This window comes from Staphylococcus massiliensis, assembly GCF_043186315.1.
GTDB classification, from domain to species: Bacteria; Bacillota; Bacilli; order Staphylococcales; family Staphylococcaceae; genus Staphylococcus; species Staphylococcus massiliensis.
The window spans coordinates 420,604-446,669 of record NZ_CP171119.1; the positions used below are offsets into that span (position 1 = coordinate 420,604).

Here is a 26,066-nt window from a genome sequence, read left to right on the forward strand (position 1 = left end):
TAATTTCTTTCATTAATTCAATTACATTGAAGCAATGCTAGAAATACATTTGTATTCTATTATACTTAGACTCATTTTCGTTGTCAATTTGCCTAATCTAATAGTCAAAATGGTTTGAAAATGATATTAAGAGAACCTTATATCGTTAATTATATTATGATATTATTAGCAATATTACTTAAAAATAACCTAAAAAACTATTAAAAAACAGTTTCTTTCATGATATATTTATTTTATTATTTTTTAAACTATATAATAGAACTAACTAATTTAGCGTAAATGTAGAGTGAATATGAAAAAAGTATTTATTATTGGGTCGGGTCTAAGTGGTTTAGTTTGTGCTACTGAACTATTAAAAAAGGATACAATGTGATAATGCTAGAACAAGAATCAAGAAAATCGATTGGCGGTCAAGCTTTTTGGTCCTTTGGCGGTTTATTTCTAGTTAATTCAAAGGTACAAAAACTCTTTGGCGTTAAAGATTCTTATGAATTAGCTATGAATGATTGGTTTAAATCAGCCAGTTTTGATCGTGATAATAATGAAGATTATTGGGCCAAAAAATGGGCTGAAGCTTACGTTTATTTTGCAACCTATGAAAAAGAAAACTATTTAAAACAAATGGGTATTAAAATTACACCTATACTCGGATGGGCAGAACGAGGAGGCAGTTCTGCGGCATCTCACGGAAATTCTGTTCCAAGATTCCATGTTACATGGGGGACAGGTCCAGGTTTAATACAACCTTTTATTGATTATGTTCTGACTCAAGAAAAGTTGGGCAATTTCTGCTTACTAACTAGACACCGAGTAACAGATATACAAATTAAAAAAAATCGTATCACTGGAGTATCAGGTGATATTTTAGAAGATGATACTTCTGAATGTGGAGAACCTTCTTCCAAAGAAGTCGTTGATAACTTTAAATTTAATGTCGATTGCTTACTTATAGCAACAGGTGGTATAGGTGCAAATATGGATTTAATTAAAAAAAATTGGCCTAAAAGATTGGGAGCACCGCCAAAAAAAATGATACAGGGTGTCCCAAATTCAATAGATGGAAAGATGATTGAATTAGCAGAAACAAAAGGGATAAATGTCGTAAATAAAGATCGTATGTGGCATTATACTGAAGGCATCCAAAACTACGATTCTATCTGGTCAAACCATGGAATAAGAATCATACCAGGACCGTCTTCAATTTGGCTAAATGCTAAAGGAGAAAGAATGTATAGCCCAGATTATCCTGGTTTCGACACATTACATACCTTAAAAACTATACTAAGTACGGGATATGATTATTCTTGGTTTATTCTTACAGAAGATATAATAAAAAAAGAATTTGTTTTATCTGGTTCTGAGCAAAACCCAGACTTAACTACTAAAGATTTAAAATTGTTAATTAAAGAAAGATTAATCAATAAAGAAACTGGTCCGATAAAAAATTTCTTGAAGTATGGTGACGACTTCATAGTAGCTAATGATTTAAAAACGTTAGTAGACAAAATGAATAGTAAAACAGAAAACTCTTTATTAAGTTACGACAAAATAAGGAAAGAAATCGTATCACGAGATTTACAACTGAATAATCGTTTCACAAAAGATGCACAGGTAACTTTTATTAACAATTTTAGAAAGTTTTTAGGCGATAAAGTATTTCGAGTTGCTAAACCCCATAAGTTTCTAGGGAGTAAGAATAAGCTCATAGCAGTAAAATTAAATATCATTAGCCGTAAAACTTTAGGAGGTATTCAAACTAACCTTGACGGACAAGTATATAATAATAATAGTATAATTAAAGGCTTATATGCGTCCGGTGAAGCTTCTGGTTTTGGTGGTGGCGGTCTGCATGGGTATAGATCTTTAGAAGGAACCTTTTTAGGAGGGTGTATATTTAGCGGTATAAAAGCAGCTGATGGTATAATTAAATATTATTAGCAACATTTTTCACACCTTAAATCTTAACTTATAGCCTTGTTCTGATTACTTCTTCAACTAAGAAAAAGCTTAAAAATTGCAGGAGAGAAAAGTATAGAAAAAATTTGGTTCTGTTGCAAAGTCAGAAATCGTGTAATATAAATACAAAGAAATGTAAAAATAATCAAAAATAGAAGTACGATATATTGTTAAATTAGTATTTAATTTATTGTTTTTGCATAAATTTGTATACTAATTTAACTTTGCAACAGAACCTTATATATTCTATTTATAAAATCATAAATAAGAAACACAGAAAAACTTAAAAGATCAGTCATTAACTCATTTTAGAATGATTATCTATTTTAGATTTGCATCTTATTCTTTTCCAAATATGCTTTATTCCAATTGCTTTATTGACAACGAGCCTCTGAATCCTTAACAAACCCAAAACTTGTCGAATTGTCGGCTTAATAGCTCACGCTATGCCGACATTCGTCTTCAAGTTTAGTTAAGGGTTCTTCTCATTGATCAATAAATTTTCTCGGCATAAATGCGTGGTCTAAAGTGATTATTTCTCTACACTTAATTCAGAAATTTGTTCTTTGTTCTCAGTTAATTTATCAAATATAAATTTAGGTTTTTTTCCTGAAACCAAAATATCAAAAGAATTATTATAAATAACTTTTGCCTCATCCACTCTCTCAGATTGAGACGTCGAAATCATACGATAAATATTTCCAATTTCTTCAAACAATTTCGCACTTTTTTGATAATAAATTAAATCCTCTTTGTTAGCTTCAAGTTTAGCAAATCCATTTATAATGCCATATTTCAAAGCATAATAAAGTAAAACAGCTGAAAAAATTATATATATAAATATCAAATTAGAACTTCCTCCTTTAAAAAAATTTATCACAAGAAGTATTTAAGTTTTAAATACCCTTATTTGCAATTTTAAGGTACTTTTTAGAGCATTTAGGGGTATTTTATATATTATTTATACCTAAAATAGTTTTATAGCTCTTAAAACGCAAATATGAGCTAAATCAAGAAGAAACTCGTTTTCAACTCGTTTCAAAAATCAAAATTAATTTAAATACAACTCCTTAATATTTTCCTTCTCAAAACCATTAGTAAAATCTAAAAAATAAGGAATTTGCCACTTCTGTGTACTAATAGCCGTTTTATTTAAATCCTTCTCCCAACTAGGATAAACACGAATAGCCATTTTACCTTTATGTTTTTCAGAACTAATAATTCCTTTTTTAAACAATAACTCTTTCGGAAAAACAAATTGACCTTTTTTAGATCCATCTAAAATATTAATAATCAACTTATCTTTCGATTCCTCAAAGTTAAAAGGTCTGTTTTTATTAATTTCATTCTTGCGCCAAAATGCAACAAAATAACCTGCTTTTTTAGGAGTTTTTTTAGCTAATCGACTTTTAAAATCAACTCCACTAAATTCAAAATTAAAAGCTTCATAATCTTGATTCCATTGTTCAAATTCATAATTTATCAAAGAAAATTTATAATCAAATAACGGTATTTCATTCAAAAAATCGATAGAAATATAATCATTGTTCATAAAAAAACTCCCTTGTACTCAAAAAGTCATAAATCAATATTGCTTTATTGACAACGAGCCTCTGAACCCTTACCAAACCCTAAACTTGTCGAATGGTCGGCTTAATAGCTCACGCTATGCCGACATTCGTCTCCAAGTTTAGTTAAGGGTTCTGCTCATTGATCAATAAATTTTCTCGGCATAAATGCGTGGTCTATTTCTTATTCTCGTCTTGATAATCATATTTTTCTGCTATCTCATCAACATCATCATCTTTATAAAAAAAGAAAAAATAAGCAATAACTCCAATCGGAATACCTAAAAATGGTGTAGTAAAAGTACTAAATATTACACACATGAAAATTAACCAAAGCAAATCTTCTAAAGACCATTTTTTATTCAATAAATCATTCACAATCTGTTTGATAGTCATAAAAATAAAACACTCCTTTTTAGCAAACTTTATCATAACCCTTACAAAAATTTGAGTGCCTTTATTTTTAATTTTAAAGGGGCATTTTGAAGAAACACTAAATATTTACGTAGTTTTATACCCAAAATTCTATATAAGTGCTTAAAACGCAAATAAGAGCCAAATAAATATATTTTGATTTCACATCACAAATTTTTAGCAAAACCAGTGACGATTTTTAGACACTGCCCATCTATATGCAAACTAAAGTTTTGCATAAAATCCTTTGAAAAGTGATGACGTTTTTTAGTTCCTGCAGGGGCAAATTTCTGTAAAAAATACCGAAATCTTGATTTTGTCCAAAATAAAAATTAAGAGCATAAGGGAAATTTGCAACCTTTCAAAAAGGTTGGTCTGGCGAAGCCAGACATTTCAAGGGATACAGCGGTTTCTAAAGTACAATCATTTTTTGCTTTTGTACCCTAAAAGTACCCTACGCATATTGTGGCTGTACCCTAAAAGTACCCTAATGTTTTTTAGTACTTTTCAATAAAAAAACGCTAGCTTTTTCGCTAACGTTTTAAAAAGAATATCAAAATTTATACTCAAATTTCTTCGTCAATTTCATCAATCATTTGATGATTAATTTTACTTTTTTCTTCTTCGGTCAAATCAAAAATTTCACTCGCTAAGTATTCTTTTTGGTTCCAGTGATAAAAATTTGAGGTTCTGTTGCAAAGTAAAAAAATAAAGCTAACCATTAATTTATCATATCAGTGTTCGCTTAACTTGCTAGCATGATGCTAATTTCGTGGCATGGCGAAAATCCGTAGATCTGAAGAGACCTGCAGTTCTTTTTATATAGAGCGTAAATACATTCGATACCTTTTAAAGTATTCTTTGCCGTATTGATACTTTGATACTTTGTCTTTCTTACTTTAATATGACGGTGATCTTGCTCAATGAGGTTATTCAGATATTTCGATGTACAATGACAGTCAGGTTTAAGTTTAAAAGCTTTAATTACTTTAGCCATTGCGACCTTCGTTAAAGGTGCCTGATCTGTAATTACCTTTTGAGGTTTAGCAAATTGTTTAATGAGACGTTTGACAAATACATATGCTGAATGATTATCTCGTTGCTGACGCAGCCAAATATCTAATGTATGTCCCTCTGCATCAATGGCACGATATAAATAGTTTCATTTTCCTTTTATTTTGATGTACGTCTCATCAATACACCATTTGTAATAAGCTTTTTTATGCTTTTTCTTCCAAATTTGATATAAAATTGGAGCATATTCTTGAACCCAACGGTAGACCGTTGAATGGTGAACGTTTACACCACGTTCCCTTAACATTTCAGATATATCACGATAACTCAATGCATATCTTAGATAGTAGCCAACGGCTACAGTGATAACATCCTTGTTAAATTGTTTATATCTGAAATAGTTCATACAGAAGACTCCTTTTTGTTAAAATTATACTATAAATTCAACTTTGCAACAGAACCATAAATCTTATGGAAGATGACGGTTTTACAAGATTAGATTTGACTTTTGATTTTGAAGATGATTTAAGTGACTATTACGCAATGTCAGATAAAGCTTTAAAGAAAACTGTATTTTACGGAATTGACGGAAAGCCAGAAACTAAATATTTTGGTGTACGTGATAGTGAACGGTTTATTAGAATTTACAACAAGAAAAAGGAACGTAAGGATAATGCAGATATAGAAATAGATTCTGAACATTTATGGCGTGTAGAAATTGAATTAAAACGTAACATGGTTGATTACTGGAATAATTGCTTTGATGATTTGCATATTTTAAATCCAGCATGGGCTACTTTAGAAAGTGTAAGAGAACAAGCAATGGTGTATTTATTACTTCACGAGGAAAGTGCTTGGGGAGAATTACATAGAAACTCCCGTCGCAAATACAAACAACTACTTCAAGAAATATCTCCAATTGATTTAACGAACTTAATGAAATTGGCTTTGAAAGAAAACGAAAAACAATTGCAAAAGCAGATTGATTTTTGGCTTTCTGATTTTCGGTTTTGAGTGAATTTAATTTTATACTGTGAGCTAAAAAGCGAGCAGATTATAAAATTAATTGAACATGTTGCAACCACCATTTTTGGTTGCTAGGTTTTATGGTTTTGAACTATGAGTGGCTAGCTTTTAGCCACTCATAGTTCAAACGAAAAGGCACAAACACCGATATAACGGTGTTTGTGCCTTTTCGTTTAGTTAACATAATAAAGAGTTATGGGGAGTTGAATTGTATACTCTATTCATTTACTGAATTATATCAATAATTTTATTCATCTTATCTTTATCACGTGATACTACACCTACAACTCTTTTATAATTTTGTAATTTTTTTTGATATAAGTTCATACTTTCAAGTCTTGTAGTCAAAGATTGGGGAGTCAAAGTAATACCTTTATTTGCTTTGACATTAGCTAATATAGTTTCATAATAATCAATATGTAACTTATCTTTCAAGGAATAATTTTTAAGAAGATCATATGTATCACATGGCGGTGTTTGTATATAAATATTCTCATTTTTTAAAGATTTTATACTTACTTGCTTAGTGTTTTTAAACTTATTTTCATCACCATAAGCCACAATAAAGTCCTCAGTGTAAATTTCTTGTTTATAGAGCGAGTTATTTTTTAAATGTGTAATATCACCAATAACAACATCTATATTATCTTTATAAATTTCTTCAAGTAAAATTGAAGTACTATTTTCAATGACTAAAACGACACTTTCATTAATATAATTCTTTTCATGTAGTTTATATAAAGAAAAGCTAGGTATGACTCCTAATTTAATTCTTTTATCTTTAGACTCACTTATTTTACTTTTTAATTCTTCAAATTGCTCATTTATTTTTAAAAACGAATGATAAACAGCATTTCCTTTTTGAGTTAAAAAAATACCCTTAGAAGTTCTATAAAATAACTGACAATCAAAATAATCTTCAATACTTCTAATTCTTTTACTTAAGGCTGGTGTACTTATATTCAATTCTCTAGAAGCTTTATTTAAGCTATTGTACTCGACAACTTTAATGAAGTCCTTCATATAATTAAAATTCATAAAACCCCCCATGGTATTAACTATTTGTTTATACCTATATTAACACATTACTTATTCATATATTTCAAGTAAAGGTTTATTCTTATATTGTTCCCAAAAATAGGCAACTAATCTCTTAATGAATCAAAATTGACTGATAGGATGAGATAATAATGAAAAAAATATGGATTTTAACTTTAGGTATGTTTGCCTTAGGTATGGATGCTTATATAGTAGCAGGATTAATACCTTCAATAAGTAAAAGTTTTAATAAAAGTAGCTCTGCTATTGGGCAAGGAGTAACAGTTTTTACATTGTTTTTCTCTATCTCTGCCCCCATTTTTTCAACAATATTAGCTAAATCCCCAGTTAAAAAAATACTAATAATAGCAATCAGTGTATTTACTTTAGCCAATATTATAACCGCAATATCTATGAACTACATGCTATATATCGTATCAAGAGCAATCGCTGGTTTAGGAGCTGGCGTATTCTCACCAATTGCAATAAGTGCAAGCAATCATTTAGTCTCCGAAAAACATAAAGGAAAAGCAATCGCTTTTACAGTAGGCGGAATGAGTGTAGGAACTGTTATAGGAGTTCCTCTCGGACTAGAAATTGCCAACATTTCTAATTGGCGATTTGCAATGTTGGTTATTATTGTCATTAGTTTTATTGCATTAATAAGTATTTCTATATTAATGCCTAAATTTAAAATACAAGCTCCTCCAAACTTAAAAGCTCGTTTTAAATTATTCCTAAACAGGCACGTCCTAAGAGTTATTTCAGTCACATTATGTGCTGCTATTGCTAGTTTAGGTTTGTATACTTATTTAGCCGATATTATTAAAACAAATACAGATACAAAAAATTTAACTTATTACCTTACAGCGTGGGGAATAGGCGGATTAATAGGAAGTTTTAGTATAGGATTTATTATAGATAAATTTAAAAACACAAGATTTGTTATGTTGATTATTTTAATTTTATTAGCATTAAGTTTTGTTTTAATTCCTATCTCTATCAAATCACCTCTATTAGGCTTACTACCCTTTATTCTATGGGGATCTATGGGATGGGCTACACAAGCGCCACAACAACATATACTATTAAAAAGTCATCCTAAACATGGAGGTCCTGCTGTTGCTTTAAATAGTTCTATTAATTATTTAGGAAGTGCTATTGGATCAAGCATTGGAGGTATCATTCTGTTTAATGTTAATAGTACAAATATACTGATATATAGCGCTTTAGGAATTACTATTATTGGTATTTTACTACAATTGTTAAATTTATCTATAGATAAAGATTAAAAGATTTATTGTCTCTCTTTTAATCATCACAATATGTATCAAGATAAGAAGAAAACAAGCCGAAATCTCGGCTTGTTTTCTTTACATAATAAATTGATTATAGGTAATTAATTTGTATAGCTTATGCATTCAAAAATTGATAGATTTTATAAAATACCGGATGTATAGGTTTAATAAAATCACCAATATATTCTTCAATATGTGCACCAAATCCTTTTTTAAATTGTTGCACTCCATAATCATCAGCATCTTTACTAAAGTCTCCTGTAACTCCATAAAAATTATATCTTGGAATTTGATGATCTAGTGCAAACTGGATCATATTCCATTGTAATGCATATGCTCCTTTAAATTGGTAAAAATTAGGGTTTGAACCACTAGAAAGATAGTAAACCTCATCTTTATTATATATATATAAAGCAGCTGCTAAATCTAAGGTATTACCTTCACTATTAATTAAACTTTGTGCTTCTTGAACTTTCTTTTTATTACTTTGAAGTTTTTGTTCTAATTGTTTATGTTTAGATTTACTTTTCTTAGAATTTGGATTTTCTTTAAGCTTATCTTTTATTGTTTCCATTGATTTATTTAATTTCACTCTTGTAATTTCAAGCTGTTTCAAATAATTTTGTAAGTTAATATAAGATAATTTAATCATTGAATTTTGTGGATACATCACTTGAGCTTCTTTAAAAAATTTATAAGGATTCTCTCTGTACTTAAAATTATGTCTTTCTTCAGCCATTTTAAACAACTGATAAAACCGGCCTGTTTCGGATATATCTAATGTAGTTGTTTCAACTCCCATTTCTAAGGATTTCTTGATATTCCGTCGTGTTTGATACTCCATATCTTTCCATATGTTATCTCTACTTTTATTTTTTAAATTCAATACAGACAACCAACGAATCTGACTTTTTTGAGAATAACCCACTGTATATCCTTGATGTTTATATCCTAATTTTGAAAGTTGATTTATTAAATGTGTATTATCAAAAGAATGTAGTATTTCTCCATCTGTATTTCTGATATTTTCTAAAATATACGGATCCAATGATGCAAATAATGTTCTGTGTTTTTTTAAATATTTAGTTAATCCTTTAAAAAAGCAATCAACAAGTATTTTATTATTATAGTCAAGAACCGGCCCCTTATGAGAATAAAAATATTTAAATATTTTTAACGCTCTTGCTTCAGATAGTAAACAAGCACCTATGACCTCATCATTGTCTTTAACTCCAACCAAGTGAACATCATTATTTTCATTTTTACGAAATCGATATTGATCTATAGATTGTGTGAAATGTACTGGTCTACTATGGATAAAATCTTCATATTCTTTTTCTGTCAAAGTTGTAAAATACATATAATTGTCCTCCTAGTTTCTGTTGCAAAGTTAAATTTATAGTATAATTTTAACAAAAAAGAGTCTTCTGTATGAACTATTTCAGATATAAATAATTTAACAAGGATGTTATCACTGTAGCCGTCGGCTACTATTTAAGATATGCATTGAGTTATCGTGATATATCTGAAATATTAAGGGAACGTGGTGTAAACGTTCATCGATGCAGAGGGACATACATTAGATATTTGGCTGCGTAAGCAACGAGATAATCATTCAGCATATGCGTTTATCAAATATCTCATTAAACAATTTGGTCAACCTCAAAAGGTAATTACAGATTAGGCACCTTCAATGTCTAAAGTAATTAAAGCTTTTAAACTTAAACCTGACTGTCATTGTACATCGAAATATCTGAATAACCTCATTGAGCAAGATCACCGTCATCTTAAAGTAAGAAAGACAAGGTATCAAAGTATCAATACGGCAAAGAATACTTTAAAAGGTATTGAATGTATTTACGCTCTATATAAAAAGAACCGCAGGTCTCTTCAGATCTACGTATTTTCGCCATGCCACGAAATTAGCATCATGCTGGCAAGTTAAGCGAACACTGACATGATAAATTAGTGATTAGCCATATTTTTTATTTTGCAGTAGAACCTTGAAGAGTATATTGGTGATTTTATCAAACCTTTCAAACCTCTTTTATTCAAATTTTTTATACTTAAAAATAAAATATAAAAACACTCCAGTTATATAACTGGAGTGTTTTTTAGCGGAAGGAGAAGGATTCGAACCAACGCGAGCAAAAAGCTCCTAATTAATATTAAATATTAATCCCCTTATAGCCAGACTTGGGTATCCTTCCATACAAATACTATATAATGATAACATCTATATAATATTAAGTCAATACAAAACGGCTGGGTTTTTAGGACCCAGCCGTTTTGTATTATTTTATAGTTTCTTATAAACTTCCTAAAGGATTATTATTTTTATTCCACCTAAAACTAAAATTTTCGCGTGATAATCCAATATCCTTATTTTTTCATTTTAAAGGGGTATTTAGAGTATGCTCTAAAATTATATCTTTAGTACCTACAAATCTTTTTTTCGCCTCTCAAAATAAGAAGAAACTCGTTTCCAAAACCTAAAAAACATTAGGTTCTGTTGCAAAGTCAGAAAAAATATAACTAATTATCATTTTAACATGGTAGTATTCTCTTAACTGGCCAACATGTGATTAATTTCGTAGCACGGCGAAAATCCGTAGATCTGAAGAGACCTACGGTTCTTTTTATATAGACCATAAATACATTCAATACCTTTGAGTGTATTCTTTGCCGTATTGACGCTTTGATATCTCGTCTTTCTCACTTTAATATGACGGTGATCCTGCTCAATGAGGTTATTAAGATATTTAGATGTACAATGACAGTCGGGATTAAGTTTAAAATCTTTAATCAACTTAGACATTGCCACCTTCGTCGAAGGTGCCTGGTCTGTAATTATCATTTGAGGTTTACCAAATTGTTTAATAAGTCGCTTAATAAACGCATATGCTGAATGATTATCTCGTTGCTTACGTAACCAAATATCCAATGTATGACCATCTGCATCAATGGCACGATATAAATAGCTCCATTTCCCTTTTATTTTGATGTACGTCTCATCAATACGCCATTTGTAATAGGCTTTTTTATGTTTTTTCTTCCAAATTTGATACAAAATCGGAGCATATTCTTGAACCCAACGGTAGACCGTTGAATGATGAACGTTGACACCACGTTCTCTTAGTATTTCAGATATATCACGATAACTCAGCCCGTATCTTAGATAGTAGCCAACGGCTACAGTGATGACGTCCTTGTTAAATTGTTTATATCTGAAATAGTTCATATAGCATGCTCCTTTTTGTTAAAATTATACTATAAACTCAACTTTGCAACAGAACCAAAAGACCTATACAAATATTCAAAAATTAACCACAATAGACTATACTTTTCAATACATGTACAAATTAACTTTTTTCAATCAAAAAAGCCGAGAAATCCCTTGGTTTTCTCGGCTTTTCCTTCTGTTTTATAGAATCTAATTGTGATAACTGAGTAAAATAACAAATAAAAACAACACAAACTAAATGTTAAACTAAAATAATATATTTTAGTTATACTTGATATTTCTCTCTATTACACAATATACACTAAATGTTTTTATTAATATTCGATATTAGGCACCTTATTAACATGAGCTTGATAACGTTTTAATCCCAAAAAAACAACAGTAATAACTACTAAAATTGTTAATATCTTATTCATAACAATCCTCCTATATCTCAACTTACGCTATAAATTATTTACTACTCGTATAATAATTTAATTCTAAATCTTTTGATGTCTGTTGACGGATTTTTTTCATTAATGCAGTATCATTAATGAGTGATTTACCATAAGATGGAATCATTTTTTGTATTTTAGGCATCCATTCAGATTCATATTCAGGGAAGTTTTTCTCAAGTACTTCTAGAGCTACAGATACTGAAGTTGATGCTCCTGGAGACTCTCCTAATAAAGCTATTACCGAATGATCTTCAGAATTAACAACTTCTGTACCAAATTGAATAAATCCTTTACCATATTCAGGAGTATCTTTAATCACTTGTACACGTTTGCCTGCAGTGTATAACTGCCAATCTTCATCACGTGCTTCTGGATAAAATGTACGTAAATGATTCATACAACCTTCTTTAGTCATTAATATTTGATCAAATGAATATTTGATTAAAGGTAGGTTTTTAGCAGCAGCAGATAATAATGTTGTAATATTATATGGTTTGACTGATTTAAATAAATCAAGATTAGAACCATTTTTTAAGAATTTAGGACCCACACTAGCGAATGGACCAAATAATAATGTACGTTCACCATCAATATATCGAGTATCCAAGTGAGGTACTGTCATAGGTGGTGTTCCAGGTGGTTCTTTACCATAAACTTTGGCATCATGTTGGGCTATAATGTCTGGGTTAGTACAAATTAAAAATTGCCCTGTAATAGGGAATCCGCCCAAATGTTTACTTTCTGGAATTCCAGTTTTTTGTAATAGTGGAATAGCACCACCACCAGCACCAATAAATACATAATCAGCAAGTTCAGTTTGAATATCACCACTGTTACGTTGACGCACTTTAACTTCCCATTTACCATCTTTTCGATGGTTAAAGTCTATTACTTCATGATTATATTGAACATTGGCATTAGGATGTTGTTCAATATTTTTAGCCATTTTACGAGTAAGCTCTCCAAAGTTAACGTCTGTACCTTCGTTAATCTTACTAGCAGCCATAATATCACTTGAGCTATGACCCGCCATCATTAATGGAACCCATTTTCTCATCTCTTCAATATCTTCGGTATATTCAATATTGTCGAACATTGGAAAATCCTTCATAGCATGATAACGATCCTTTAAGAATTGAACGTTATTTTTACCTCTAACAAAACTAATGTGAGGTAATGGTTGAATAAATTCTTTAGGGTTAGAAATACTATTATTTTTAACTAAATGACCCCAAAATTGTTTTGAAATCTCAAACTGCTCATTAATTTCTTTTGCTTTTTCTATATCAATTGATCCATCAGGTTGTTTCACTGTATAGTTCAATTCACATAAAGCAGCATGACCAGTTCCAGCATTATGACGCTCATTTGAACTTTCGATACCAGGACGATCTAAACGTTCATATAGTTTTATATTCCAATTTGGTTCTAACTCTTTAAGCATAGAACTAAAAGTTGTGCTTAAAACACCAGCGCCAATAACAACAACTGTTTTTGACTCTTTTGTATTCATAATTGACTCCCTTCTTTTAAGTACGAATATTAGTGTAATACAAAATATACAGAAAATAAAATACTTAATTTTAATATGAACTATTCTTTTATGGAATAGCTACTTATTCTGTAATATTATTGCTATTTCTACTTAACTTATTAATAAGCTAAGTAGAAATGTCCAGATGCATACAAATACTAATAATCCTATACTAAAACGCATTGTCATTTTCATTAATTGCGACTCATTTCCTACTTCATTAACTGCAGCAGTAGCTATAGCTATAGATTGAGGTGATACAATTTTAGCCGTGACACCACCAGCAACATTAGCTGCTACAAGTAATGAGCCTTTCGCACCAATTTGCCCAGCAACAGAGGCTTGTATTGGAGCAAACAATGCATTGTTATTTACAACTGATCCAGTCATAAATACACCTATCCAACCTAAAACTGGTGATAATAGTGGAAATATAGGTCCAGCTTTAGCAATACCTTGGCCCATAGCACTACTTAATCCGCCATAAGTCATTACTTTAGATACAGCTAGGATAAAACATATTGTTAATACAGAAATCCATAGTTCTTTCACTGTTAATCCTAATAGTCTCCCAGCAATTTTAAAATTCATGTTATTTGCAATAATAATAGTCAAAATGGCTGTAATTAATATAGCTGTACCGGTTTGTGCAATAAAATTAAAAGTGAGTACATTAGGTGCGTGCGTTACGTCATTCATCGTACCAGGTACATTAAAATTAATTACAAGAGAGTGTAATAGTCCTTTCTTTTCAAATAATCCTTTAAAGAATGATGAACTCCATATAAGTACAATAACAGTTAAAATGATGAAAGGACTCCATGCATAAACAATATTTTTGAATGAATGTTTAGCTACACGTTTAGGTTCTTCATTTTGTTGTAATCTAAATATGTTTTTAGGTTGAAATTTACTAGAGAATAATGCTAGTGCAATCATAGCTGCCAATCCAGGTATAATATCTGCAAGTTCAGGACCTGCAAATGATGTTATAATCACTTGTAAAAACGTATAAGTTACAGAAACAACTAAAATAGATGGTAATATCTCTTTAATACCTCTGAATCCATCAATCATAAATATTAATAAGAAAGGCACAAAAAAGCTAATAAACCCTAAAGTTAAATTACCAATTAGTGCTACCTCGGTAGCAGAAACATCACCTGATAAATTTAACGTATCAATAATAGCTACTGGAATTCCTACTGCACCATAAGCCCCAGCAGCAGCATTGCCTACTAAACAATGCATAGCTGCCTCTAAGGGTTTGAATCCCAGCTGCGTAAGTAATACAGCGCATATAGCAATTGGTACACCAAATCCGGCTGCGCCTTCTAAAAATGCATTAAATACAAAACCAATTAGTAATAATTGAATACGTTGATCTTGTGAAATACTAGCTATACTGTCTTTAACAATATCAAATTGACCACTTTTGGTAGAAATTTTATACAACCATACGGCCATAATAACTATAAAACCAATGGGGATAATACCTTGATAGAAACCTTCAAATGTGGCTCCTCCAGCAATGTTCAAAGGTAATTTAAAAACTAATAATGCTACTAATATTGTTATAATCAAAGTTGTTAATGCAGCATAAAAACCTTTCATTTTAAATACTGTTAAACACAATAAGAAAAGAATGATTGGTATAGCAGCAACGATTGAGGATAACAATAAATTATGAAATGGATCAAATGAATGCACTAACATAACAATTTATACTCCTCTTTTAATTTTTAAGATACTATTCTGCTTCTCTAATTTCCTCTGCAATATCTTTATAATCAATATCCGTCTTATTAAAGATTTCATCATTGATTGGGAAATGTTGTTCGAATGTTTCGAAGTTCTGAATTTCAACCTTAGCATCTTCTATTTCAAAGTCTAGCACATGGCCGCCGAAGTTACGATCATCATTCGCAAAGTGTATATGAAATCCTGAAGATCCAATACCATGGAATAGTTCGGGCGTAAAGAAACCAACAACAGTTCCTTCAACATACGTTTCAGTTTGTTCGGGTTGTCTGCGTGCCGAATCAATTAATCGTGTATATGGCGGCTCTTGTCCAGGCATCATGCGAACGTGCATTTTTTTGAATACTCCAGAAATTTTAACAGCTGAAAACAAGTTTTCACTCATCATGTTTTCTTTAATTTCGTCAAAAACATCGTCAGATGATTTATCTTTAGTTTGGTATGTTGTATCTGCCTTGAATTTCGTCACTGTCGCATAAGGTGTTAATTCATCACCTTTTAATTCAATAAAATCTTTATGTTCATTAGCATGGTAAGCCTTACCATCCACAAATATCACTTCTCCATTCGATCCCGTTAAAGTCGCAATACCTAAATCTCCATGTTTTAATATTTCATTAATTGAGGCAGTACCTTTTAATAGTCCTGCCATCAATGTTCCTAATGTACCGTGTTGATATAAGATATTAGTCATAAAAGATTCACTCCTCAATTACTATTTGATTATTAATTAAATGCATCAGGCAACATATTGGTTGAAAGTTTCATATTATCTTTATAATTTACAGGTATATCAATGACTACAGGTCCTTGAATTTCATAACCTTTTTTAATCGCATTTTCTAATTCTTCTTGATTTGTTACACGCATTCCTTTTGCTCCAAAGGATTCTGCATATTTCACAAAATCAACTGAACCAAAGTCTACACCTGACGAACGTTCATATTTCATTTCTTCTTGGAATTCAACCATATTATATTTACCATCATTCCAAATTAATTGAATAATATTCAATTTTTTACGAACTGCTGTTTCTAAATCTTGTGATGAGAATAAGAAACCACCATCACCAGCAACTGAGACAACTTGTTTATTCGGTCTTACAAGCGCTGCTGAAATCGCCCATGGTAATGCGACACCTAACGTTTGCATACCATTACTGAATAATAAGTGTCTTGGATGATAACTTCTGAATTTACGTGCCATCCAAATATAATGACTTCCGACATCGACAGTTACCGTAGTATCGTCTGTTAAAACTTTTTGCATAGATTCGATAACTTCAATTGGATGTAATATTCCATCTTCATGTATTGCTTTAATACCTGTTTTATCAATAATGTATGATCTTAATTGTTCTAATTCATCTAGGTGCTGTTCATTAATAAATGGTTCATGCACTTTTTCTGAAATCATTTCGATTGTTCCAGAAATATTACCTATTAATTCTTTCACTGGTTGCATATTATTAGTGATTTCAGCTGGAACTTCATCAATATTGATAATTTTTGTATCTAATTCTTTATTCCAATTACTTGCTTCATATTCAATTGGATCATAACCGATTGTGATGACTAAATCACTTTTACGTAGTAATTCATCACCCACTTGATTACGGAATAATCCAACACGACCAAAGAAATGATTTTCAAGTTCTCGGCTAATAACACCGGCACCTTGGAATGTCTCTACAACTGGTAAATTTGTTTTTTCAACTAACTTACGAATTGCATTTGTTTCATCTACGCTGGAACTTCTCATACCCACTAGAAGAACAGGGAATGATGCATTTTTAATTGTTTCAATTACATCATTAATATCTTGATTACTTGGGACACCTAAATCTGGTTTTTGACATAATGATATGGCTTTAGATTCAACAGGTGAAGAAATCACATCTTGTGGAATGCTAACAAAACTGGCACCATTTTTACCTGAAGTTGCTGTTCTCATTGCATTTGTAATGACTTCTGATAAAGATTCAGGATCTTGTACCTCTACACTATATTTTGTAGATGATTTTAATAAGGCTGCATTATCAATGCTTTGATGTGTCAAACGTAATAAATCATTACGTTTGACTTGTCCACCTAACGCTAGTACAGGGTCGCCTTCTGAAGTTGCTGTTAATAATCCGGTTGTTAGATTACTCACGCCTGGACCACTTGTAACAAGAGCTACACCAGGTTTACCAGTTAATCTTCCTATACCTTGTGCCATCATTGCCGCATTTTGTTCGTGACGTGTAACAATCAATTCTGGACCATCATCTTCAAGTGCATTAAATAAATAATCAATTTTCGCTCCTGGAATACCAAATACATATTCCACACCATTATTTTTTAGAGTATCAATAACTATGTTAGCTGCATTATAATTTTTATTAGCCATTTACGTTCATTTCCTTTCAAGTTTCATATTACATGTCTATATCTACTAGTTTGATATACATTCAATGAAAATTCAATCACATTGAATTTTCAGGTTCTGTTGCAAAGTAAAATTAGTATACAATACTATGCAAATATAAAAAAATAAATGTTATTTTAACGATAAATCATTTATATATATTGATTGTTTTTGCATTTATTTGTATTTATATTACATTATTTTTCACTTTGCAACAGAACCATATCTTGTCTATCATATTTATGTTTCTTTTTCTTAATAGCGTCTTTACTCTCGTGTGTTAGATACTTATAAAGACTTTCTATCCCGTCCACAATTTCTACATGCGATATAGATTTGTTTCCTAATGCTCGTTTTACTTTATTTCTTACACTCTCAATTGTTACAGGGTTTTTAGCAATATATAAAACATGATAGTGTTCTTTTTTATATATTTTTTCCCCTTTATCTACTTTCTCTTGCTCATCTTCAGTTAAATTTTTACGTTCTGTTTCGTCTTTATCGTGCAATGGACTAATCGCCATTGGAATATCAATTTTTTCTAAACGTGATTGCCAATCTTCTGGAATACTTTCTGGATAAATAATAAAAGTGAAATTTCTAGCCTTTGTTATTTTTTTAGTCATGTTATATAATTACCTTTGAAAATATAAGCATATGCTCAAGAGCGTTCTTTTGTCGGGGCGCTCTTTTTTTATGCTCATTTTTCTCCTTTCTTATATTCTTCTAAAATTAATGTAATCATCGCCGATTTACTTAATCCCTTTTCTTTACACAATTTTTCCAAATACTCATAAAAACTATCCGACAAACTAATCGTAAATCTTCTTTTTTCCGTCATCTTTTTCTCCCTTCAATTCAGCCTAAATTATTAAAATAAGCGTATCATTGTTGTGTACTTTTATCAAATTTTAACACAAAAAACCGAAAATGTTGGTAAAATCGCCAACAAACGTTGGTTCTTTTGAAACTCTGAAACCCCTTCTCTCCGTAAGCTTGAAGATGTGCTTTTAACAAAAGTTGGAACACGGCACAGTATATGGGGGGTCGTAGTAGCCCCCCCTTTTTCCACCTCAATCTTTAAGATTTAAAGAAGAAAATTAACCCTCTTTATCATCTTTTTTTAAACCAAATATTAATAAAACAAAAACAGATAAAAGTATATAAGGGAAAAATAACGAAGTAGCTAAAACACCTATAATCATGCTTAAGTAAAACGAGTCAATTTTATAATTTCCAAATTTCATAGAAAAACCCCTTTCGTTTTCTTCTCAAAAAATAAAATTGCTTTATTCCAATTGCTTTATTGACGTTGAGCCTCGGAACCCTTAACAATCCCAAAACTTGTCGAATGGTCGGCTTAATAGCTCACGCTATGCCGACATTCGTCTACAAGTTTAGTTAAGGGTTCTTCTCAACGCACAATAAATTTTCTCGGCATAAATGCGTGGTCTATTTTTTCTTTTTCTTCTCTGCATAAGGTAAATAAAATATCACAAATAAAGCACATAAAATTGCTACAAAAGAACCAAATGGCATCAAAAAACCCTCCTTTTTTAACAAACTTTATCACAATAGTTAAAGGTATTACTGTCATATCACCATATCGTTTTTGTTCTTTAAGTTTTACTTCTGCACCTGTTTGACTAAACTTTAATTCTTGATCAATATCTGAAACAGTATTAGCTCTTTTAGTATCGTAGTTGTGTTTGTGTATAAACCCATAAGTTACTGAAGAGAAGATAAGAAAAATAGATAAACTTAATAATACTGTTCGAGAAATAACAATGTGCGTTAGTAAAGTATTGCGTATAGATTTGAAAAAATCGGTTACTTTACTAATGAATCCTTTCTTTTTTTAAAAAAGGTAATAAAAAGAAAGGATATATCATTCTTGCATGAGAATTCGGAGTTCCAACATACGATGATTGTAAAGATCGGTAGAAATTCACAAAAAAATTCGCTGTACATCATTGAGGTTACTAATTATAGTAACCTCTTTTTTTCAGTTGAAATGAAAAAAAGAGATACAGAAAATCGAATTATATAATGTACTTTTCGATTTTCTGTAGTTTATTTAATGCTCCTAATTAGCGTCGCATTCTCTAAACATAAATCGGATATTTACGAGTAAAGTATCTCGATTTAACTAATAAAATATTCGCTCGCTCATATTATTACAGTGTTTTTGTGACTAATATATCGTTCCAATCTCAATATTAGTTCTACAAAAAATTCATTTTTTTCACACCGGTGCGTAACCGGTATTTCAAAATGAATCAGGATAAGGAAAACCGGTACCACTTTCGTGTTATCCAGCATAGCTGGAGGTTTATCTTACCGATCGCTTCGCTCTCTTCCTGCTATAAACGCCTACATAGTGGGGTTTATAGAACTGTTTGAAATTATCTTCGATAACTTCAAATGTGACATACTAATTCTGAACTGGTACCATAAAATGCGTAATAAAAAAAGGCTCTATATCAGTACTTGATACGATACGTGCGTATTAGGTATTTTTAGCATTACGCACTTTTTTAGCCATTTTTTTAACAAAAAAACACCCTCTAACTTAATAGAGAGTGTTACTTTTTAGTATTAAATTCTAGAATTACTTACTAAAAATTGATGATAATATTTCAGCGGTTTGACCGCCATCTTTTACTTCGCTAATAATTCTTTTGTTAATTTCTTGTTGTTTTATTTTCGATTGAGATCTTAGCAATGACTCTTCGAATTCATTTAAACTACGACGTAGTTTATTTAAATCTTCTTCTTTAGTAAGTACAAGATCTTGTTTCTTCTTCGTCATATGTTCCACCATTCAAATAAAAATCTTGGATTTGTTCTTTGATTGTTTTCTCATCTTCCAAAATCAAAACCTCCCAACATACGATTTCATTTTCATTTTTCTAATCATTATCGTTCATTACCTCACCAGTAACACTATTAATCACTTGCGCATATTTCGCCCTATAACCACACTGATAATTACCTTCGAACCACAATCTAAAACTACCAGAATTCGCAGTAACAACATCATGAACGTAATTCATATTTTCAATATCATATTTTTCTTCGCCGTATTGTTCTAAGAAACACATCAAATCAATCACATTAACTATGTGTTCCTTTTTCACAATTTGAAGTAGTGTATTTTTTAAACTTCTTTTCTGACTTTCATCTAAAAATACATATCTGTCTATATCAAAATCATTCAAATGTATAATATCTTGGGTTCTGTTGCAAAGTAAAATTAGTATACAATACTATGCAAATATAAAAAAATAAATGTTATTTTAACGATAAATCATTTATATATATTGATTGTTTTTGCATTTATTTGTATTTATATTACATTATTTTTCACTTTGCAACAGAACCATCTTTTTTAACTTTATAGTTATTATTCAACAAATTCTCTTGTGTTAATTTGTGTTTTTTAAGTGTTGCATCAAGATTTTGAACTTGGTTTAAATCGACTCTTTCTACATCATCTTTGTTTAACACCTTATTTTCAGAGGTTTTATTCTCTTCTGCTTACGTTACAGGACTAAATAACGTTGCAAAAGTAACTAAACAAGAAATTAAAATAAGTGAAATCTTCTTCATTGTAAATTTCCTTTTAAAAATAATTGTTTTTACAATTTTAGTATAAAGAAAAAAGTAGATTTTTAAACCGCTTACAAAACAGTCACAATATTGTAACGGATCATAAATTTATTACAATTAATTTATGATCTGTTAGCTTCCTCTGCTCAAAGTATAGAATTAAATTCACTTAAAACTAAAAATCAGAAAGCCAAATCTAATCTTGTAAAACCGTCATCTTCCACAAGATTTATGGTAATTTACGCAATCGTATCATTTTATGTATAAATCTTTTTGTAGCTAATCCTAAAAAAGAGATTAAGCAACTTTATGCTGCTTAATCTCTGTGTTTTAGCTCACCAGTCCTATTTGAAAGAGAGTCTATAAAAGAAAATATCGTCTACTATCAACTACTTTGAATATTACTTTTTAGATATGAAATGTCTTTAAATATTTTTCTTTTTAAAAGCATAAATTACCAATGCTAAAAAGATAATAATATAGACAACATTACCAATATATAATTCGTGCATTTCTAGTTTAGTCATTTTTTTGAATAATTCGTTATCTAATACTTGTGTACTTAAATTCAACATGTTGATAGGATTCCATTTTAACCATTCCCATTGAGCAATTGCCGCAAATAGTATGCCTGAAACAACAGAAGAAGCAAAGTAAAAGACAATTCCTACAGCAATCGAAACACCTGGTGATTTTAAAAGGCAAGAAATTAATAATGTTAAACTCAATATTAACCACATACCAATATAAGTAGCTAAAGCAGTTAATAAGTGCTCTTGTAACAGTGATAAATTGTCCCCAGATTGTTTTAAAATATCCATATCTGAGAATAGGATTAATTTTAAACCTAAGCTTATCAAGGTAGTAACAATAAATAATATTAATGAATAAATAAATAAAGCGATAAATTTACTTAAAATAATACTCATTCTTGAGTAGTTTCTATAAAGTAAGTTCTTAATTGTACCGTAGTGGAATTCCATAGTGATTATGGTTGCCGCTTGAATAATCATTAAGAAGATAATCCAAGCAAATCCTGTATACCCTTGTTTGAACTGTGATTCTGGCTTAAGTATATCTTCATAATTATTACTTAAGACTGCCATAGCAATCATTATAATAAAGATTATAATTGGGATAATAATGGATGATTTCTTTTTAAATATCTTATAAAGTTCTTGATTAATTAAAGTGCCCATTATGATTGTTCCCCCTTATGATCAATAATATTAAGTAATATGTTTTCTAAATCACTTTCATTTGATTGGTTCAATTCTTCCATAGTAGTCTCTTTAATAATTTCACCTTTATCAATAATTAAAATTGAGTCTGTAACTTTAACAAGTTCACTTAAAATGTGACTAGATATTAAAAAAGTTACACCTTGATTTTTAAAGTCTATAATTGTTTCTCTCACATTTTTCACAGCTTTTGGATCTAAGCCATTCATCGGTTCATCTAAGATAACTAATTGGGGGTGATTTAAAAGAGCAAGAGCGATGCCTAACTTTTGTTTCATTCCTAAAGAATAAGTTTTTGCTTTACTATGTATAAAATCATTCATTTCTAACTTATCAACAATTTGCTGAATATTACTCGTGTCTTTATCTTCATTAATAAGCTTCATATTTTCAAAACCAGTAAGAAATGGATATAAACCAGGGTTTTCAATTAGAGCACCTATATCATTACTTTTGTTCGAAGTATGTGATTTCAGAGTTCCTGATTGATAACTAGATAGACCTAAAATAACTTTCATTAATGTTGTCTTGCCTGCACCATTTCCACCTACTAAACCAATAATATCCCCACTACTAAGTGTGAAGGATACATCTTTTAGAATCTTTTTACTTTTGATGTTTTTACTAATTTCGTTCAAAGTTAATAATTCCATAGTACTCCCCTTTTGATTTTGTGGCTTATATATTAATATTACCACACAAACAATTATAAATATATAATTAGTGTGATATCGATACTATTTAAATTATAAAAAGTATATATTGTCAAAAAGATGGTTCTGTTGCAAAGATAAAAATATAACTAATCACTAATTTATCAAGTAAATGTTCAACTCATTTTTTATTCATTTATATTAATTAATGAATAATGGCTAGCAATCTTGATTGCCAAACCTCTAAAATGCTTGAAGAGTTAGAGTTAAAAATAAAAACGTGTTACATTCCCTTATTAAATGCATTTGTCTCTCAATAAATTTTTGAAATACTTGATTTTTTCTTTTTTGTAAGTATACTATTCTGTGATATATTACACAAAACAACCTTGTTTTTTTACAAAACAATGCCGGTTCTGTTGCAAAGTTAAAATTATATGCACATCTATACAAAACTATAAAAGCAAATATTGTTTTAACAGTAAAGAGTTTTGTTAGTATTAATTATTTTTCGTTTTTCAGTATAAATATTACATGATTTTTAACTTTGCAACAGAACCATTATTTTTCTATAGATATGTTGACCACCTATTTAGTATTAAGAAAAGGGATATTACCTCTAACAATAGGTAATAAAGATATTAGAGCAATAATAGATAAAATTAAACCGACCCATAATGGAGAAGCTAATCCAAATCCAGCCTCAATAGCGAACCCACCAATCGCAGGACCAAATGTATTTCCTAAATTAATCATCGAATTATGGACACTGGCAACTAATGTACCTGTACCACCAACTCTAGTTACGCGAATGGCTAAAGCAGGATTCATTGATAATCCTACAAAACCAACAGTGATTATTGAAATTACAGCAATCATAGGAAGTTCTGTAAAAAGTCCAAACACCACAAAGGTAACTGTCAAGACGCTAAGTCCTACAACTAAAACTGAAATCATATAAGTATCAGCCAATCGACCCACAATAATATTCCCTATTACCATTGCTATACCATAACCAGCAAGAATATAAGGAACGGTTGTCGATTTAACTCCCGAAATACTAGTTAAAATTGGTGTAAAGTAACTAAATCCTGTAATAATTGCACCTATAACTACCATACTTGTTACATAAGCCGCCCATAAAGAATAATTTTTAAATAAACCAAGTTCTTTTCGAACACTGGTCTGTTCTTGTTGAGCAACAGATGGAATAAAGATATATGCTAATATGCCTGCTAATAAAACTAATAAGGCAATAGTCCAAAAGCTAGCGCGCCATCCAAAATATTGTTCTACCATAATAGTAATTGGAAGACCAGCTGCGGTTGCCAGCATTAAACCACCCAAAACAATGGAAGCAGCACGTCCGCGAGTATGCGCACTCACTAATTGAAAAGCAATCGCCATACATAGACCAAAACAAGCAGCAGAACTAATTCCCGTAATTAAACGTGCTACGAACATTATCTCATAATTAGGTGCCATCGCCCCAAGTATCTGACCTATTAAATACACAAAAGTAAGAGTCAACAGGGCTTTTTTTCGAGCCACTTTAAGTAAAGCTAAGGTAAGTATGGGGCCTCCGATGACCATACCTGCCGAATAAGCTGAAATAAGGTAACCAATAGAAGAGATAGATACGCCAAACTCTTCCGAAAGAACTGGCATTATACCAGCGACCATAAATTCTGATGTTGTTTGTGCAAAAATAAGTAATCCTAATACATAAATTACAAAGGGCATTTAATCAACTCCAATTTCAAATATTTACCTAAAAGTACGAAAAATGATAGAACACTGTTCATTACAAGATGAAATAAATGGAAGGTATATTGTTTCTTTATATGTACAAAGTATTTTGTACTTTATAATAATTATGCCGATCTAAATTCAGATTGAAAAGTAGACATATCTTTCATACTTAGTATGTTAAAAGGTACTAATTCAATCACGTACGATATAATAACTCCTATTTTTTTGTTAAATTATCCATATATACAAAACAAGAAATCTATCAGGCTAATTTATTATTTTTGTTCTTTTCATTTGATATGATTAATATACTTAGTACGAATTTATGATTATACATTGTTATTTTAAAGGGGAGATACTCTGTTGGATGAACAATCAAAATATAGAATTGTTACCACGCTTCAAGTAATTGGTAGTAAGTGGAAGCCTTATATATTATTTATTCTTTTAGTAAAAGGCACAAAACGTTTCGGAGAATTGAGACATTTAATTCCTGAAATAACACAGGGTGTACTAACGCAACAACTTAGAGACTTAGAAAGGGATGGCCTAATCACTCGTGTTGTTTATCACGAAATCCCTCCAAAAGTAGAATATTCTTTATCTAAACATGGAAAATCATTGGAGCCCGTATTAAGTGCTATGTGTGATTGGGGATTTATCCATGAGGAATTCATAAAGGGAATACGAAAGGAACGGAAATAAAAGTTATACATAGATATATTTGAACTACTCCCCCATTGATGAGAATATAATCAAAATACTTTTTTTAATTACAGAATTAATCAGGTTTTAAGTCTTTCTTTTTTGTTTTTGATCTTTTGCATTCCTATCCACTATGGTGTTATAATATATTTAATAAGAGCTTCGTGTATTATATGCACCAATCCCCTCACTACTCGCAATAGTGAGGGGATTTTTAGGTGTTGACTAATATCGCCTATTTTTTCTTATTGTTACGTGTACGTAGCCAATGCGTAAATAACGCAACAATACAACCACTGATGACTGTGGTCGTGATGTGAACAAGAGCTTCGACCATCTGATATGCACCTCCTCTCTGCGTCTGAATTGACGCCTGAGAGATAGGCGACTTATATATTATATCA

The 26,066-nt window shown here is 30.5% G+C and carries 22 protein-coding genes, 1 tRNA gene and 5 pseudogenes; 5 read left to right on the plus strand and 23 right to left on the minus strand.

What is annotated here, in order from left to right; all coding sequences use genetic code 11:
• The first annotated feature begins 292 nt into the window (after nt 1-292).
• A pseudogene (locus ACF3N8_RS01985) lies at nt 293-1,938 on the plus strand (FAD-binding dehydrogenase).
• A 550-nt stretch (nt 1,939-2,488) separates the two neighbouring features.
• On the opposite strand, the gene ACF3N8_RS01990 reads toward ACF3N8_RS01985, so the two are convergent.
• From ACF3N8_RS01990 to ACF3N8_RS02010, 5 genes and pseudogenes are all read right to left on the minus strand, one after another.
• A complete protein-coding gene (locus ACF3N8_RS01990; RefSeq protein ID WP_238101225.1) occupies nt 2,489-2,803 on the minus strand; it encodes a hypothetical protein in 315 nt (104 codons plus the stop codon).
• Nucleotides 2,804-3,007: 204 nt separating this feature from the next.
• The gene (locus ACF3N8_RS01995; protein WP_238102223.1) at nt 3,008-3,508 is read right to left on the minus strand and encodes a MepB family protein; all 501 of its coding nucleotides are present in this window, start codon (nt 3,506-3,508) and stop codon (nt 3,008-3,010) included.
• A 193-nt stretch (nt 3,509-3,701) separates the two neighbouring features.
• Nucleotides 3,702-3,920: a VraH family peptide resistance protein gene (locus ACF3N8_RS02000; RefSeq protein ID WP_238101227.1), complete on the minus strand. Its 219-nt coding sequence runs from the start codon at nt 3,918-3,920 to the stop codon at nt 3,702-3,704.
• A 584-nt stretch (nt 3,921-4,504) separates the two neighbouring features.
• A pseudogene (locus ACF3N8_RS02005) lies at nt 4,505-4,618 on the minus strand (replication initiation protein); the annotation flags it as partial.
• A 65-nt stretch (nt 4,619-4,683) separates the two neighbouring features.
• Nucleotides 4,684-5,358 (minus strand): annotated as a pseudogene (locus tag ACF3N8_RS02010) (IS6 family transposase).
• 56 nt (nt 5,359-5,414) lie between these two features.
• Between ACF3N8_RS02010 and ACF3N8_RS02015 the strand changes: the two are divergent.
• Nucleotides 5,415-5,966 (plus strand): annotated as a pseudogene (locus tag ACF3N8_RS02015) (replication initiation factor domain-containing protein); the annotation flags it as partial.
• A gap of 237 nt (nt 5,967-6,203) precedes the next feature.
• Here the strand turns inward: ACF3N8_RS02015 and ACF3N8_RS02020 are convergent.
• On the minus strand, nt 6,204-7,016 hold the full coding sequence (locus tag ACF3N8_RS02020; RefSeq protein ID WP_392450146.1) for a LysR family transcriptional regulator: 813 nt from the start codon (nt 7,014-7,016) through the stop codon (nt 6,204-6,206).
• A gap of 152 nt (nt 7,017-7,168) precedes the next feature.
• Here ACF3N8_RS02020 and ACF3N8_RS02025 point away from each other — a divergent pair, with 152 nt between their 5' ends.
• Nucleotides 7,169-8,308: an MFS transporter gene (locus ACF3N8_RS02025; RefSeq protein WP_392450148.1), complete on the plus strand. Its 1,140-nt coding sequence runs from the start codon at nt 7,169-7,171 to the stop codon at nt 8,306-8,308.
• Between the two features lie 121 nt (nt 8,309-8,429).
• Here the strand turns inward: ACF3N8_RS02025 and ACF3N8_RS02030 are convergent, their stop codons facing one another.
• Nucleotides 8,430-9,674 (minus strand): aminoacyltransferase, encoded by a 1,245-nt coding sequence (locus tag ACF3N8_RS02030; protein WP_392450150.1) that lies wholly within the window; start codon nt 9,672-9,674, stop codon nt 8,430-8,432.
• A 110-nt stretch (nt 9,675-9,784) separates the two neighbouring features.
• On the opposite strand from ACF3N8_RS02030, the pseudogene ACF3N8_RS02035 reads away from it, so the two are divergent.
• Nucleotides 9,785-10,259: pseudogene (locus ACF3N8_RS02035) on the plus strand (DDE-type integrase/transposase/recombinase).
• A gap of 173 nt (nt 10,260-10,432) precedes the next feature.
• On the opposite strand, the gene ACF3N8_RS02040 reads toward ACF3N8_RS02035, so the two are convergent.
• The 15 genes from ACF3N8_RS02040 to ACF3N8_RS02110 all read right to left on the minus strand — a co-directional run bounded on the left by ACF3N8_RS02040 (nt 10,433) and on the right by ACF3N8_RS02110 (nt 24,948).
• Nucleotides 10,433-10,524, minus strand: a tRNA-Lys gene (locus ACF3N8_RS02040).
• A gap of 356 nt (nt 10,525-10,880) precedes the next feature.
• On the minus strand, nt 10,881-11,555 hold the full coding sequence (locus ACF3N8_RS02045) for an IS6 family transposase (protein ID WP_392450151.1): 675 nt from the start codon (nt 11,553-11,555) through the stop codon (nt 10,881-10,883).
• A gap of 317 nt (nt 11,556-11,872) precedes the next feature.
• Nucleotides 11,873-11,974, minus strand: coding sequence for an SE2200 family small protein (locus ACF3N8_RS02050; protein WP_238101201.1), 102 nt, complete (start codon nt 11,972-11,974; stop codon nt 11,873-11,875).
• A gap of 34 nt (nt 11,975-12,008) precedes the next feature.
• Entirely contained in the window at nt 12,009-13,508 is a 1,500-nt protein-coding gene (lqo, locus tag ACF3N8_RS02055) for an L-lactate dehydrogenase (quinone) (protein ID WP_238101200.1), read from the minus strand.
• A 132-nt stretch (nt 13,509-13,640) separates the two neighbouring features.
• Nucleotides 13,641-15,245, minus strand: a complete 1,605-nt coding sequence (locus ACF3N8_RS02060) for an L-lactate permease (RefSeq protein ID WP_238101199.1) — start codon at nt 15,243-15,245, stop codon at nt 13,641-13,643.
• Nucleotides 15,246-15,279: 34 nt separating this feature from the next.
• Nucleotides 15,280-15,984 (minus strand): acetolactate decarboxylase, encoded by a 705-nt coding sequence (gene budA, locus ACF3N8_RS02065; protein WP_238094345.1) that lies wholly within the window; start codon nt 15,982-15,984, stop codon nt 15,280-15,282.
• A gap of 32 nt (nt 15,985-16,016) precedes the next feature.
• A complete protein-coding gene (gene alsS, locus ACF3N8_RS02070; protein WP_009385214.1) occupies nt 16,017-17,681 on the minus strand; it encodes an acetolactate synthase AlsS in 1,665 nt (554 codons plus the stop codon).
• Nucleotides 17,682-17,896: 215 nt separating this feature from the next.
• A complete protein-coding gene (locus ACF3N8_RS02075) occupies nt 17,897-18,325 on the minus strand; it encodes a Rep family protein (RefSeq protein WP_392450154.1) in 429 nt (142 codons plus the stop codon).
• A 74-nt stretch (nt 18,326-18,399) separates the two neighbouring features.
• Nucleotides 18,400-18,540 (minus strand): CopG family transcriptional regulator, encoded by a 141-nt coding sequence (locus ACF3N8_RS02080; RefSeq protein WP_009385926.1) that lies wholly within the window; start codon nt 18,538-18,540, stop codon nt 18,400-18,402.
• A 259-nt stretch (nt 18,541-18,799) separates the two neighbouring features.
• Nucleotides 18,800-18,946 (minus strand): hypothetical protein, encoded by a 147-nt coding sequence (locus tag ACF3N8_RS02085; RefSeq protein WP_009385875.1) that lies wholly within the window; start codon nt 18,944-18,946, stop codon nt 18,800-18,802.
• 1,364 nt (nt 18,947-20,310) lie between these two features.
• Complete coding sequence (locus ACF3N8_RS02090) at nt 20,311-20,523, minus strand: hypothetical protein (RefSeq protein ID WP_392450157.1); 213 nt, start codon at nt 20,521-20,523, stop codon at nt 20,311-20,313.
• 88 nt (nt 20,524-20,611) lie between these two features.
• Entirely contained in the window at nt 20,612-20,815 is a 204-nt protein-coding gene (locus ACF3N8_RS02095; protein ID WP_392450158.1) for a hypothetical protein, read from the minus strand.
• Nucleotides 20,816-21,736: 921 nt separating this feature from the next.
• On the minus strand, nt 21,737-22,510 hold the full coding sequence (locus tag ACF3N8_RS02100; RefSeq protein ID WP_009385212.1) for an ABC transporter permease: 774 nt from the start codon (nt 22,508-22,510) through the stop codon (nt 21,737-21,739).
• On the minus strand, nt 22,510-23,205 hold the full coding sequence (locus ACF3N8_RS02105; protein ID WP_009385213.1) for an ABC transporter ATP-binding protein: 696 nt from the start codon (nt 23,203-23,205) through the stop codon (nt 22,510-22,512). Before ACF3N8_RS02105 ends, ACF3N8_RS02100 begins: the two co-directional genes overlap by 1 nt.
• 588 nt (nt 23,206-23,793) lie before the next feature.
• Nucleotides 23,794-24,948 (minus strand): MFS transporter, encoded by a 1,155-nt coding sequence (locus ACF3N8_RS02110; RefSeq protein ID WP_145431063.1) that lies wholly within the window; start codon nt 24,946-24,948, stop codon nt 23,794-23,796.
• Nucleotides 24,949-25,320: 372 nt separating this feature from the next.
• Here ACF3N8_RS02110 and ACF3N8_RS02115 point away from each other — a divergent pair, with 372 nt between their 5' ends.
• A complete protein-coding gene (locus tag ACF3N8_RS02115) occupies nt 25,321-25,662 on the plus strand; it encodes a helix-turn-helix domain-containing protein (RefSeq protein WP_064269183.1) in 342 nt (113 codons plus the stop codon).
• Nucleotides 25,663-25,897: 235 nt separating this feature from the next.
• Here the strand turns inward: ACF3N8_RS02115 and ACF3N8_RS02120 are convergent, their stop codons facing one another.
• Nucleotides 25,898-25,999, minus strand: coding sequence for a type I toxin-antitoxin system Fst family toxin (locus tag ACF3N8_RS02120; RefSeq protein WP_000228874.1), 102 nt, complete (start codon nt 25,997-25,999; stop codon nt 25,898-25,900).
• Nucleotides 26,000-26,066 lie beyond the last annotated feature (67 nt).

Excerpts from the sequence above, each read along its gene's own strand:
- lqo (WP_238101200.1), bottom strand. The coding sequence starts at position 13,508 with ATGAATACAAAAGAGTCAAAAACAGTTGTTGTTATTGGCGCTGGTGTT.
- ACF3N8_RS02050 (WP_238101201.1), bottom strand. The coding sequence starts at position 11,974 with ATGAATAAGATATTAACAATTTTAGTAGTTATTACTGTTGTTTTTTTG.
- ACF3N8_RS02060 (WP_238101199.1), bottom strand. The coding sequence starts at position 15,245 with ATGTTAGTGCATTCATTTGATCCATTTCATAATTTATTGTTATCCTCA.
- ACF3N8_RS02020 (WP_392450146.1), bottom strand. The coding sequence starts at position 7,016 with ATGAATTTTAATTATATGAAGGACTTCATTAAAGTTGTCGAGTACAAT.
- ACF3N8_RS02085 (WP_009385875.1), bottom strand. The coding sequence starts at position 18,946 with ATGAAATTTGGAAATTATAAAATTGACTCGTTTTACTTAAGCATGATT.
- budA (WP_238094345.1), bottom strand. The coding sequence starts at position 15,984 with ATGACTAATATCTTATATCAACACGGTACATTAGGAACATTGATGGCA.
- ACF3N8_RS02100 (WP_009385212.1), bottom strand. The coding sequence starts at position 22,510 with ATGGGCACTTTAATTAATCAAGAACTTTATAAGATATTTAAAAAGAAA.
- ACF3N8_RS01995 (WP_238102223.1), bottom strand. The coding sequence starts at position 3,508 with ATGAACAATGATTATATTTCTATCGATTTTTTGAATGAAATACCGTTA.
- ACF3N8_RS02080 (WP_009385926.1), bottom strand. The coding sequence starts at position 18,540 with ATGACGGAAAAAAGAAGATTTACGATTAGTTTGTCGGATAGTTTTTAT.
- ACF3N8_RS02000 (WP_238101227.1), bottom strand. The coding sequence starts at position 3,920 with ATGACTATCAAACAGATTGTGAATGATTTATTGAATAAAAAATGGTCT.
- alsS (WP_009385214.1), bottom strand. The coding sequence starts at position 17,681 with ATGGCTAATAAAAATTATAATGCAGCTAACATAGTTATTGATACTCTA.
- ACF3N8_RS02120 (WP_000228874.1), bottom strand. The coding sequence starts at position 25,999 with ATGGTCGAAGCTCTTGTTCACATCACGACCACAGTCATCAGTGGTTGT.
- ACF3N8_RS02075 (WP_392450154.1), bottom strand. The coding sequence starts at position 18,325 with ATGACTAAAAAAATAACAAAGGCTAGAAATTTCACTTTTATTATTTAT.
- ACF3N8_RS02030 (WP_392450150.1), bottom strand. The coding sequence starts at position 9,674 with ATGTATTTTACAACTTTGACAGAAAAAGAATATGAAGATTTTATCCAT.
- ACF3N8_RS02090 (WP_392450157.1), bottom strand. The coding sequence starts at position 20,523 with ATGGTGGAACATATGACGAAGAAGAAACAAGATCTTGTACTTACTAAA.
- ACF3N8_RS02045 (WP_392450151.1), bottom strand. The coding sequence starts at position 11,555 with ATGAACTATTTCAGATATAAACAATTTAACAAGGACGTCATCACTGTA.
- ACF3N8_RS02025 (WP_392450148.1), top strand. The coding sequence starts at position 7,169 with ATGAAAAAAATATGGATTTTAACTTTAGGTATGTTTGCCTTAGGTATG.
- ACF3N8_RS02110 (WP_145431063.1), bottom strand. The coding sequence starts at position 24,948 with ATGCCCTTTGTAATTTATGTATTAGGATTACTTATTTTTGCACAAACA.
- ACF3N8_RS02105 (WP_009385213.1), bottom strand. The coding sequence starts at position 23,205 with ATGGAATTATTAACTTTGAACGAAATTAGTAAAAACATCAAAAGTAAA.